We start from the raw sequence: 12,750 nt of genomic DNA, 5'->3' as shown, positions 1-12,750 counted from the left end.
ATCCGGGTCCGTGCAGTCCCGGGCCGTCGGGTCCGGGACCCGCGCGGCGGTTGACCCGCTGTTTCAAATGCCATTAACTCAAGGCATAATTTCGCTTTGCGAATGCGTTTGATGACGGCGGATTGAGATGCTGCGTGCGGCGATTTTGGGAATGGCGCTGGGACTTCTGGCCATTGTCGGCGCAGCCGGATATGCGGCCCTTGCCGCCTGCCGGATCGAACTTGCGGTGCTGGACAGATGGCTTCCGCAAAGCTGCCCGTCGGATGCCGACATCGCGGCGGCCGCGCGGCTCGACGCGCTGCGCGACCTCAATCTGGCGCTCACGCGCGATATCCGCCGGACCGAGAACGAACTGGCCGCGCTGCAATGCGAAGCGGTGCCGCCCGCGCCCCCGCCCGCCCCTCTGCCCGAGCCCGAACCGGCCCCCGCGCCGGACAGCGCCGGGATCGACCCGGGCAGCTGGAACCGGGGCGACATCCGCGTGCTGGACGGCTGCTGGGAACTCGATTCCGATTTCCGCACCCGCGACATCCAGACCGGCCGGATCACCCATTACACCCAGTGGGAGATGTGCTTCGACCGCCAGGGCAACGGCCGCGAGACGATGACCGCCACCAATGGCACCACCTGCCGGGGCGCGGTCTCGGGCCAGTTCCTCGACCCAAGCGGCGCGGCGGCCGGCGACCAGCGTCTCGAGGTTCGCGAGCCGGGCAATCTGCGCTGTTCCGACGGCGGCTACATCCATCAGCGCATCATCACCTGCGAGCTGGCGGGCGACGGCAGCGCCAGTTGCGTGAACTTCCAGCCCGAGACCGGCGGCCGCGGCGAGGTCCGCCTGCGCCGCAGAACCGAGGACCAGTGACCATGGCCGAGCATTTCCTGACCAAGTGCCAGATCGAGCTGAGCCAGTGCCTCGAGATCGGCGGCGGGCTGGCGCTGGAAAGCCATGGCGCGCTGACCCAGGCGCTGCGCGAGCGGGTCTCGCCGGAGGCCGCCGCGCTGTTTGCCGAGCCGCTGCTGAGCCGCGGCAACGATTCCGCCCCGGCCAGCGTCGCCTGGTACACCGATCATCCCGGCGAAGGCCGGCCGCTTCGCGCGCTGGACGAGGCCGACCGGGTCAGGGCCGAAGCGGCGCTGAGCGAACGGCTGCGCGGCATCCGCGCCCATCTGGGCGATCCGGAGGACGGGCCGCTCTTTGGCGCGGCGCTGCATCTGGCAAACCATCCCGATGGCGATATCTGGGTGGTCGACGGCCAGCCGGTGATCCTGAACTGGGGCATGCTGCCCCCCGGCATGGCCCGCGACCCCGACACCCGGGGCGCCCATGTCGCGGCGACGCTGGGGCGGTTCCTGCCGCTGGCCGGGGCCCCGCCGCTGAGTGCCGCCGAGGCACTGGCCCGCCGGGGCGATGCCGCGCCCGCCGGGGCCGAGGCGGCGCCTCCGGTCTCTGGCGCCGGTCCCGCCGGGGCCGTCATCGCGCCCGACCCGGTCGCGCCCGAGCCCGCGCGGCGCGTCTGGCCCGGCCCCATCGCCTGGGTGCCGCTTCTGGTCCTGCTTCTGATCGCGGGCGGCGCGCTGGCCTGGCTGCTCATGCCCGGCACCCGGATCTTTCCGGCCCGCGCCCCCGACCCGGCCATCGACCGCGCCGAGGCCGCCGCCGCTGTGGCCGAGATCAACGCCTCGCTCGAACAGCGGCTGGCGCGGCTGCAGGCCGCGCTGGACGGCGCGCAATGCCGCCCCGACGGGACGCTGACCATGCCCGACGGACGCACCATCGAGGGGCTGCTGCCGCCCGAGCCCGGCAACCCCGCCGACGCCCCCGGCAGCCGCGCCGCCGCAGATCCGCGCCCGATCCTGCCGCCCGATCCGGCGCGGGTGCAGGTGCCCTCGGACGGCGCCTCGGCGATGGACCTGACCTCGCTGCTGGAGCTGATCGAGGCGCGCACGGTGATGGTCGTGCGCTATATGGCCGATGCCGATACCCAGCCCGGCCAGCAGGTGCGGGCCGAGCGCGGATCGGGCTTCTTCGTCGGCCCCGACCTTGTGGTGACCAACAACCATGTGGTCGAGGGCGCGCCCGAGGACCGGATCTTCGTCACCAATCGCGGCCTTGGCCAGCAATATCCGGTGACGGTCATCAAGACCGCGGGCCCCTTCGGCAGCACCGGGCGCGATTTCGCCCTGTTGCGGGTGCATGGGGTGAATGCGCCCCATTTCACCCTGCTGAAGCCCGACCATTCGCTGAAGCTGCAAAGCGTGATCGCGGCGGGCTATCCCGACGACCTGCTGGGCGACTGGCGGGGCGGCACCGACCCGGTGCCGGACCTCGCGGTCACCGACGGCACCGTCAATGCCGAACAGGTGCTGACGCAGGGCACGCCCGCCATCGTGCATTCGGCGCCGATCTCGCAGGGCAATTCCGGCGGGCCGCTGGTCGACATGTGCGGCCGGGTCGTGGGGGTCAACACCTTCGTGCGGCAGGGCGCGCTGCGCAATCTGAACTTTGCGCTCTCTTCGGACGATCTGCTGGCCTTCCTCGAATCCGCCGCGCTGACACCTGCGACCGTCACCCGGCCCTGCCAGCCGCAACTGCTGCGCCCGATGGTGACGCCCGCAACACCCGACACGCCGGAGGATGCAGGCGCGGCCGCGCCCTCGACCGGGGTGCCGAACTTCAACCTCCGTTCCTCTCCCAGCGAATAGGACGGCGGCGATGTTCGAGGCGCTCATCGTCACCACCTCGTCGGCCGGGCTGACCGCGCTGGGCAGCCGCGAACAGCGGTCCTACGAACTGATCGCCGATACCGTGCGCGACCGGCTCGGCCCCGATCACGCGGCGCTGTTCGCCGAGCCGGTGGCGACCGAACAGGGCGACCGCTACGACTGGTACGCGCCGGTGCCGGGCCGGGTGCGGCGGTTCGATGCGCTGACCCCCGAAGAGCGCGGGGCACTGCTGCAAAGGCTCGAGGCACTGCGCGCGGATATCGGGGCGCTGGCCGACGAGATCGGCGCCGAGGGGAGCCCTGCGGCCGAACGGCTGTCCGAGGCGTTGCGGAATGCGCTGCAGGTGCCGGGCGAGGACTGCATCCATGCCATCGGAGACGGTCCTGCACCGCAGCCGGTTCTGGTCAACTGGGCCTGGACCGGGGACCGCCAGCGGTCCGAGCGCGGGCAGTTGACCGGCGCGGCCCGGACCCCGCCGCGCGCCCCGGTCGCTGCGGCTGCGGCCGGGGCGTCGGCCACCGGCGCCGGGATCGGCACGGTGCCCGACGGCGCCGCCGCTGCGGTCGCGGCGCGGGGCGGCGGAATCGGGCTTTGGCCGCTGCTGCTCTGGCTCGGCTGGCTGATCCTCGCGCTGATGCTGGCCGCGATCGTGGCGCTTCTGGTCCCGGCCTGCGGATTGCGCGGGCTTGCGGGTGTCTCGTTCTGCCCCGCGCCGCCGCCCGAGGCCTCGGCCGCCGATGCCAGCACGCTGATCCTGCAGGACCAGATCGACCGGATCGAGCGCGAGATCGCCATTGCCGACCGGGCCTGCCAGCCAGCCCCCCCTCCGCCGCCACCGGCCGCCGCGCCCGTCGAGGAAAGCCGCTATGACCGCGCGCTCGACGATGCGGGGGCGACGCGGGGCGATCTGAACTTCTCGCTGTTCTGGACCGGCGCCTCGGATATCGACCTGGCGGTCACCTGCCCGACCGGCGCCCGCATTTCCTATCGTGCCAAGAACGTCTGCAACGGCCGACTGGATGTCGACAGCAATGTCGACGATATCCGTCCCGACCCGGTCGAAAACGTCTATTTCAACGGTCCGGCCGCCGGCGGCTACCGCGCCACGGTCACCCTGTTCTCGGACCGCACGCGCGGTCCCGACAGCTTCAAGCTGCTGATCCGCCATGGCGACGTGTCGCGGATCGAAGAAGGCACCCTCGGCCGTCAGGGCGAAAGCTGGACCACCACCATCAACTATCCCGGAATGCCATGATCTCTGACCGCAAGGAACAGCTTCGGCCGCTCGTGAACTGGCACGAGGACATCACCGTGGTGCCCTTTTCCGGCATCCAGATGCTGGATTTCGGCTTTGCCATCGACAAGCTGACCGCGCGCCCCTGGCGGTTCATCGAGCGCACCGTCGATGACGCGCCCGAAGAACGGATGCTGATCCCGCTGACCGGCAACGAAGACCTCGACGCGCCGCTCGAAGCTGCCGCCAGGCCCGATGACGATGAATATTCGGTCCGCCCCGCCGCAGCGCTGGAACCCTTCCTGTCGAAATGGGTGCCGGTGCCGGTCCTGCGGATGAAATCCGAACGCGGCCCCGCGGGCGAGGAACGCTTCGATCCCGGCCCCTCGACCTGGGCGCGGATGCGGGTGGTGGAACTGGCCCGCCCGGACCCCGAGACCGGCCATACCCACCGCGTGCAGATCGCGCTTGATACCGCGCTGACCGCGCAGGATCAGTCGATTCATTACGTGGCGCCCCAGATCGCCGATGCCGAAAATCCGCGCGATTTCCGCTTCGTGTCGGACCCCGCCCAGATGGACTGGTTCCTGCGCCGGATCGAGGAGGGCGAGGACGGCCAGCCGCGCGACCCGCAGCTTTGGGTGTCGGACTGGCTGAAGGAGCTGTTCCTGTCCTTCAAGCGGGCCGAACGGCCCGGGCGCAACATCTCGGAAGACACCCTGCCGCATCAGTTCGAGCATTGGGCGCGCTATCTGGCCTGTCTGCAAGTCATCGACCAGGCGGTGAAGATCCCGAAGATCCGCTTCGTCAACACCGTCTCGGAACGCGACGCGGTGACGCCGGTCGATGTCGATCTGGTGCTCGATGTGGGCAATTCGCGCACCTGCGGCATCCTGATCGAACGGTTCCCGGGGGAATCCCGGGTCGATCTGGTCCGGTCCTTCCCGCTGGAGATCCGCGACCTGTCGCGGCCCGAGCTGTACTATTCGGGGCTTTTCGAAAGCCGCGTCGAATTTGCCGAGCTGAAATTCGGCGACGACCGCTTCGCCAGCCGGTCGGGGCGCCGGAACGCCTTCATGTGGCCGGGCTTCGTGCGCGTCGGCCCCGAGGCGCTGCGGCTCATCCAGCGCGAGGAGGGCACCGAGACCATGTCGGGCCTGTCCTCGCCCAAGCGCTATCTCTGGGATGACGAGGCGCGCCAGCAGGACTGGCGCTTCCACAACCATTTCGACCCGAACAACCTGCCCAAATCGGTGCGCGCGGCGATGCGGCAGCTGAACGAGGCGGGCGATGTGATCGAACAGGTCCGCCATGAGGTGAAGCAGCGCCTGCGCCATCCGCGCAAGGCCCCGACCGACCGCGCGATCCGGCCTCGGTTTTCGCGGTCCTCGCTCTTCGGCTTCATGCTGGCCGAGATCTTCAGCCATGCGCTGGTGCAGATCAACGACCCCGCCTCGCGGTCGCGCCGGGCGCAGTCGGACCTGCCGCGCAGGCTGAACCGCATCATCCTGACCCTGCCCACCGCGACGTCCGTTCAGGAACAGGCGATCATGCGCAGCCGCGCCGAGGGCGCGCTGAAGATGGTCTGGGCGATGCTGGGCATGGACGAGGCGCTGGACCGCTACAAGACCAAGCCCGCCGTCACCGTCGAATGGGACGAGGCCAGCTGCACCCAGCTGGTCTATCTTTACAGCGAGATCACCCAGAAATTCGACGGCAATATCGACGCCTTCCTGCGTCTGAAGGGCCGCGACCGGGTCCGCCCCGGCGAGGCCGCGCCCAGCCCCAGCCTGCGCCTCGCCTGCATCGACATCGGCGGCGGCACCACGGACCTGATGATCTCGACCTACTGGTCCGAGGCCAACCGCGTGCTGCACCCGGTGCAGACCTTCCGCGAGGGCTTTCGGGTTGCGGGCGACGACATGCTGCAACGCGTGGTCTCGGGCATCGTGCTGCCGCGTCTGCAAACCTCGATCGAGGCTGCGGGCGGGCGCTATGTCGGCGAGAAGCTGCGCGAGCTTTTCGCGGGCGATATCGGCGGGCAGGACCAGCAAGTGGTGCAGAAACGCCGCCAGTTCGCGCTGCGCGCGCTGATGCCGCTGGCGGTCGCGATCCTGACCCATTCCGAGACCGCCGCCGAATACGACCGCTTCGATCTGTCGGTGGCCGAAACGCTGGGCCTGCCCCGGCCTGCGCCCGAACCCGACGAGGATGGCGTGGCGCCGCCCCGGACCGGCCCGGCCGAGCCGCTGATCTCGACCGAGATCCTGGCCTATATCGAACAGGCCGCGCGCGATGTGGGCGCCCCGGACTGGCGGTTTGCCGATGTGGTGCTGACCACCTCGCGCGAGGATGTCGACGCCATCGCCCGCGAGGCCTTCCAGAAGGTGCTGGGCAACATGGCCGAGGTCATCGACCATCTGGGCGTCGATGTGGTGCTGCTGACGGGTCGGCCCTCGCGGCTGCCGGCGGTGCGGTCCATCGTCGAGGAACTGCTGGTGGTGCCGCCCTATCGGCTGGTCTCGATGCATACCTACAAGACCGGGCGCTGGTACCCGTTCCGCGACCCGATCACCCAGCGCATCGGCGACCCGAAAAGCACGGTCGCGGTGGGCGGCATGCTGATCGCGCTGTCCGAAAGCCGGATCCCGAACTTCAAGGTCACGACCGGCGCCTTCCAGATGAAATCGACCGCCCGGTTCGTGGGCGAGATGGATTACAATGGCCAGATCCTCGACGAAAAGCTGATGTTCTCGGAACTCGATCTCGATACGAAGGGCGGCGCGCAGGAAGCCACGGTCGCCATGTTCTCGCCCGTCCATATCGGCTCGCGGCAATTGCCCATCGAACGCTGGACGACGACGCCGCTGTTCCGGCTCGACTTCGCCAACCCGAATGCCCAGCGGCGGCCGACGCCGATCAGGGTCACCTTCGAGAAGGCCGATTACGACGATGACGACCGCGACGATTCAGAAGCCAAGCTGCGACGCGAGGCGCTGCGCGAGGCGTTCGAGATCACACAGGTCGAGGATGGCGACGGCGGCGGGATGAAGAATGGCGATGTCGTGCTGAAGCTGCACACGCTGGGCTTTGACGACGAATACTGGATCGACACCGGCGTGTTCCGGTACTGAGGGGGCAGGATGACGACGAAGGACCAGCTTGCCGAACGATGCGCCCGGGTCGAGGGCGCGGCCCGCCGGGCGCTTGACTGGGTGGCCGACCCCGAGAATGCCGAAACCGTCGGGCTCGAGCGCAAGTCGCTGGTGCAGGCCTTGCGCAAGGGCGCGCGCCGGGCGCAGAAGCTGGGGCGCGCGGCACGGACCAAGATGTCGGTCAGCGTCTTCGGCCCGTCGCAGGCGGGGAAATCCTTCCTGGTCTCGGTGCTGGCGCGGCCCGAGGACGGCCGTCTGGTGGCCGATTTCCAGGGGCCCGGCGGCCAGCTCGACTATATCCGCGAGATCAATCCCGAGGGCGAAGGCGAATCGACCGGGCTTGTCACCCGCTTCACCATGACCAAGGCGCCCTGCCCCGAGGGATTTCCGATCCGGCTGGTGCTGCTGTCCGAGGCCGATGTCGCGCGCACCATCGTCAATTCCTTCTACATGGATGGCGACCAGTCCGAACCGGTGCCCGAGCCCGAGGCGATCACCGCGCATCTGGCCGCCTTCCGCGCGAAAGCGGGCGGCGCCGAGGTGCCGGGGGTCAGTTACGAGGACGTTCTGGAAATCGCCGATTACGTCAATCGCAGCTTCGGGCGCGCGGCCTATGCCGCCGGGCTCAAGACCTTCTGGGAGGATGCCGCCCTGATCGCGCCGAAGCTGGCCGTCGCCGACCGGGCCGCCTTCTTCGCGATCCTCTGGGGCGGGCATGCGCCGCTCACCGATCTTTACATCCGACTCGGCGAGGCGCTGCAGAAGATCTGGAATGCCGAAGAGGTGCACGCACCCCTTGCCGCCCTGACGCCGCGCGAGACCTCGATCATCGACGTGAAGACGCTGCACGGGCTTTACGGCGAGGCGGGCGACAGCCTGCCGCTGTGCCTGCCCTCGGGCGCCCGGGTCGAGTTGCCGCGCGCGCTGGTCTGCGCGCTGGCGGCCGAGCTGGTGATGCCGATGCAGACCCGGCCCTACGACCTGTTCGACGAAACCGACCTGCTGGATTTCCCCGGCGCCCGCAACCGGTTCGAACAGCCGCTGTCGAAGACCCTGGCCGAGCCCGAGAAGACGGTCACCCAGCTCTTGCTGCGCGGCAAGGTCGCCTATCTCTTCGACCGCTATGTCGAACACCAGGAAATCACCTCGATGCTGCTCTGCGTGCCGGACAGCAATATGGAAACGCTGGACCTGCCGGGGTTGGTCGAAAACTGGATCGCGATGACCCATGGCGCCAGCGCGAAACAGCGCGCGGCAAGCCGCTGCATCCTGTTCTTCGTTCTGACCAAGTTCGACAAGCATCTGGGCGAAAGCGCTGCCGGCGGCGGCGAGGAAACCCGGTTCGAACGCCGGATGCAGGCCTCGCTTCTGGAGAAATTCGGCCGGGGCAAGGACCCCTGGGTCGACAGCTGGACGCCGGGGCGGCCCTTCGACAATTGCTACTGGCTGCGCAACCCCAACTTCTTCGTCGACGGGCTGATCGACTATGACGACGCCAAGCGCGAAATCCGCATCCGCCCCGAAAAGGAGGCGCGGCTGGCCGAGCTGCGCGCGGGCTGCCTGGAGGCCGCCAGCGTCCAGCGCCATTTCGCCGATCCCGCCGCCGCCTGGGACGCGGCACTCGGGCTGAACGATGGCGGCGTCAGCTACCTGATCGGGCGGCTGGCCGAGGTCTGCACCCCGGACAGCAAGATCGGCCAGATCGGCGTGCAGCTCGACAAGCTGGCGGGCGATCTCGCCGCCGATCTGGCGCCCTTCCATGTCTCGGACGATATCGGTCGGCGCGTCGAGGAAAAGCGCGAGGCGGCGGCGGCGATCATCGACGAACTGGAAATCGCGCTGCAGCGGCATCGCTTCGGCGCGGTGCTAGCGGCGCTGATGGTCGATCAGGATCTGGTGCAGGACCGGATCTCGCGGGTGCCCTCGTCGATCCGGATCTCGCAGGCGGTCTCGAGCGCGGCCATCGCCCGCCCCTCGGCCGACACCGCGCACGCGGCCGCACCCGCGCGCCCCGGACGGCCGCTGCGCCCCGGACGGGCCGCGGGCGCCGATCTGGCGCTGGCCGAGGCGCCCGCCGCCGCCCCCAAGTCCGGCAATGGCAATGGCACTGGCAACGGCACCGACATCCGCACCATGACCGCCGAGACCTTCCAGGCCGAAAGCGCGGTCGAGGTCTGGATCGAGGGGCTCAAGCGCTTCCGCGAGGATGTCGAGACGGTGGGCCATTTCGGGCTGAGCCCCGGATCGGTCGCGACGCTCTCGGCCGAGCTGACCCATGCGCTGCGGCGGATCGGCGTGGTCGACCGGGCCCGCGCCCAGCTCAAGGCGATGGCCTTCGGGCTTACCGTCGACAAGCAGGCCGAGCCCGCCGCCATCGTCTGTGCCGAGCATATCAACCGCTTCGTCTCGGTGCTGGGCACCGATGCCCTGCCCGAGGCCCAGCGCGCCCGGGTCGAGCTTCCGGAGGGCGGCAGCCGCCCGGTCTTCGCGCCCCGCCCCGGCGCCGAGGATGCCGACGGCCTGCCGCCCGAGCCGCGCCCGACTGCCGAAGAGACCTGGACCGACTGGGTCTTCGCGCTCGATGCGATGTTCGTCGCCAATGCCAAGGACACCGATGCGGGCACGGTCAATATCGCGCAGAACCTCAGGCTGGGCGAGATCCTGGCCGATTTCGGCGCGGGAGGCGCATAGGCCATGGCCCTGACGGTCCGCCCCGATCCGCACCGCCCCTCGGGGGGCTATGCCGAACTGTCGGCCGCGTCCGACGCGCTGCCCGAGACCGAGGCCACGGTGTCGGTCTTCGACGCCTTTTCGGAACGCTTCCTCGGGATTGACGGCTGGCAGTCGGACCGGGCCGAGTTCGGACCCTATCCGGTGGTGCAGGACGGCGGCCGCGCGACGCTGGTGATCGGCCCCGAGATCGTCAACCGGATCGAGGAATATGCCGCGCTGAAGATCCGGGTGAACCGGGTCGAGGCCGATATCAGCTGGCCCGACGACGTGGTCCCGATGCCGGGCGCCGCCCGGATCGGCGGGCTTGCCGTAGCACGCGCCGCTCCGGCGCGGGGGGCCGGGGCGCTGACCGGCAAGGCGCCGGGCGCCGGGACGCCGACGCCCGGGACACCCGAAACGCCCGGGACCGCCACCGAGACCGCAACCGAGACCGCAACCGGGACCGCTGCCCCCAAAGCCCGCTCGCGCCTGCCGCTGATCGCCGGGCTGTCGGTGCTGGCGCTGCTGATCGCGGGCGGTGCGCTGGCCTGGTTCCTGATGCAGCCGCCCGCGCCGATCGTCACCGAGACCCGCAAGACAGCCCCCGCGCCTCCGCCGCCCCCCGACCCCTGCGACGCCGAGGCGCTGGCCGGGCTCGCCGGTCTGCCCTTCGCCGAAGGCCGGGCGCTGATGACCAGTTGCGGGGCGCGGGTGACGCCGCAACAGGCGCTGGCGGCCCTTGAGGCCGGGGCCGATGCGGGCGACGCCGGGGCACTGCTGCTTTTCGGCGAGATCTACGACGAAGGCGCCAATGACGACCCAGTCGAGACCGAGATCGGGCTAAGCCTGACGCCCAGCGGCTCGAAAGCCGCCGACTATTATGCCCGGGCACGGGCCGCAGGCAGCGCCGAGGCCGGGGCCCGTCTTGACCGTCTCTGTCCCGAGTTGCGCGCGGCCTCGGACACGCTGTCGCGAAGCGCCGCCGAGGAGTATTGCCGTCCATGATCCGCGCCCGCCTTTGCCCGGCTCTGTCCGCCTTCGCCCTGTCGCTGGCCCTGATCCAGACGGGACCGGCGCTGGCCCGGCCCCTGCTGATCGAGGGCACCTCGACCGTCTATCAGCGCGTTCTGACCCGGCCGGGGGCGGCGCTTCACGACGCGCCGGGCGGCCCGGTTTCCAGCCGCTATCCGGCCTTCCAGCCGCTTTACGTCTTTGCCCGGCAGGACGGCTGGGTCCAGATCGGCCCGTCCTCGGCCGCGGCCCCCGCGGGCTGGGTCGAGACCGAGACCGTGGTCGACTGGAACCAGAACATCGTCGCGGCCTTCACCAACCCCGCCGACCGCGCCCGGTCGCTGATGTTCAGGACCGAAGGGGGCTTGCGCGGCTTCATGGAGGACGAGGCGCTGGTCGACACCCAGGCCCGGCTGATCGAGAAGGCCGAAACCGGGATGCTGACGCCCGAGGATGGCGTCGTCTCGATCGAGCCCGAGAATTTCGTCAATATCCGCGACCGCTTCTACATCCTGCCGATCCTCGATTTCGTCGAGGACCTGCACCCGATGACCTATGACCCGAACCTGCTTCTGAAGGTGGCCTCGGTGCCGCTGCGGGACGAATTGCCCGCGGCGGCGGCCGAGGCCTCGTCCTCGGCCGGAAGCTTCGATACCGGCGTCGTCTTCGTCTTCGACACCACCAAGTCGATGCAGCCCTATATCGAGCTGACCCGCAAGGCGCTGGCCAAGATCATCTTCGACATCAACGGCACCGATATCGGCGACCGGATCAATTTCGGCATCGAGGCCTTCCGCGACAATCCAGAGGCCGCCCCGGGGCTCGACTACCGCACCCGCCAGGTGATCCCGCTGGCACGCCGCATCAACCAGCTGCCGGTGCTGGAGGCAATCGACAACACCCGCGCCGCGACCGTGTCATCGCCGGGCTTCAACGAGGACAGTCTGGCCGGGGTCGAGGACGCGATCCGCCAGACCGACTGGGACCAGACGGCCTCGGGCGACCCGTTCGACGCGCGCTACATCATCCTCGTGACCGATGCCGGCCCCAAGGACCCGCGCGATCCCAATGCCCGGTCGGAAATCGGCCCGGTCGAGATCCAGCGCGATGCCGAGGACCGCAACATCGTCATCATGACGCTGCACCTCAAGACCGATGCCGGGGCCGCCAATCACGATTATGCCGCCGACCGCTACCGGCAGCTGTCGCGCTTTGCCGGGCGGCAGTTCTACTACCCCATCGAGGGCGGCTCGGAACAGGCTTTCGAGGATACCGTGACGTTGCTGGTCACGGCCCTGACCGATCATGTGCGGATGGCCCTGGGGCAGGCCCGGGTGCAGGCCCCCGAGGACCGCGACGACGATCTGGAGTTCCTCGGCCACGCGCTGCAACTGGCCTGGCTGGGCACGCGCGAGGGCACCCGCGCGCCCGATGTCTTCGAAAGCTGGGTGACCGAACGAGCGGCCGAAAAGCCGCAGGCGCTGGCCATCGAGCCGCGGCTGCTGGTCACCAAGAACGAGATGGCGACCATGGCGGAGCTGCTCGACAACCTGACCCGGATCGCCGAGACGACGCGCGGCGAGGACGAGGCGCGGGATTTCTTCCGGCAGGTGCGCGGCGTCATCGCGCAGATGGCCCAGAACCCCGACCGGCTGGTCGCGACCGATGCCGACAGCCTCGGCGGCGCGCTCGAATACCTCGAGCGGCTGCCCTATCGCAGCCAGCTTCTGCAAACCGACGAAACCCGCTGGATGTCGGGGCCGATGGTCCGGCGCGAGATCATCGACGGCATGCGCCAGAAGCTGACCCAATATCGCAAATGGCTGTACGACCCGTCCGTCTGGACCGCGCTTTACGAGGGTGCGCCCGATGGCGAGCAGGTCTTCGCCATGCCCTTCGACATCCTGCCCTGAG

At 69.5% G+C, this 12,750-nt stretch carries 7 protein-coding genes; all 7 read left to right on the top strand.

Translation table 11 applies throughout. The annotated features are described in order from the left end of the window. Positions 1-151: 151 nt before the first annotated feature. Genes EV657_RS00270 through EV657_RS00240 form a run of 7 tightly spaced genes read left to right on the top strand, consistent with a single transcriptional unit; the run spans position 152 to position 12,749 of the window. Positions 152-862: a hypothetical protein gene (locus EV657_RS00270; RefSeq protein WP_243837450.1), complete on the top strand. Its 711-nt coding sequence runs from the start codon at positions 152-154 to the stop codon at positions 860-862. A gap of 2 nt (positions 863-864) precedes the next feature. Further along, positions 865-2,703: a trypsin-like peptidase domain-containing protein gene (locus tag EV657_RS00265; protein WP_134076789.1), complete on the top strand. Its 1,839-nt coding sequence runs from the start codon at positions 865-867 to the stop codon at positions 2,701-2,703. Positions 2,704-2,713: 10 nt separating this feature from the next. Then, a complete protein-coding gene (locus tag EV657_RS00260) occupies positions 2,714-3,979 on the top strand; it encodes a hypothetical protein (protein ID WP_134076788.1) in 1,266 nt (421 codons plus the stop codon). Further along, positions 3,976-7,092 (top strand): virulence factor SrfB, encoded by a 3,117-nt coding sequence (locus EV657_RS00255; protein ID WP_134076787.1) that lies wholly within the window; start codon positions 3,976-3,978, stop codon positions 7,090-7,092. Before EV657_RS00260 ends, EV657_RS00255 begins: the two co-directional genes overlap by 4 nt. Before the next feature lie 9 nt (positions 7,093-7,101). Then, on the top strand, positions 7,102-9,804 hold the full coding sequence (locus EV657_RS00250; RefSeq protein ID WP_134076786.1) for a virulence factor SrfC family protein: 2,703 nt from the start codon (positions 7,102-7,104) through the stop codon (positions 9,802-9,804). A gap of 3 nt (positions 9,805-9,807) precedes the next feature. Next, on the top strand, positions 9,808-10,830 hold the full coding sequence (locus tag EV657_RS00245; RefSeq protein WP_113668292.1) for a hypothetical protein: 1,023 nt from the start codon (positions 9,808-9,810) through the stop codon (positions 10,828-10,830). Next, complete coding sequence (locus EV657_RS00240; protein WP_208323195.1) at positions 10,827-12,749, top strand: vWA domain-containing protein; 1,923 nt, start codon at positions 10,827-10,829, stop codon at positions 12,747-12,749. Before EV657_RS00245 ends, EV657_RS00240 begins: the two co-directional genes overlap by 4 nt. Position 12,750: the final 1 nt, after the last annotated feature.

The organism is Rhodovulum visakhapatnamense, from assembly GCF_004365965.1.
Lineage (GTDB): Bacteria > Pseudomonadota > Alphaproteobacteria > Rhodobacterales > Rhodobacteraceae > Rhodovulum > Rhodovulum visakhapatnamense.
This window is presented reverse-complemented; position numbering and strand designations above follow the sequence as displayed.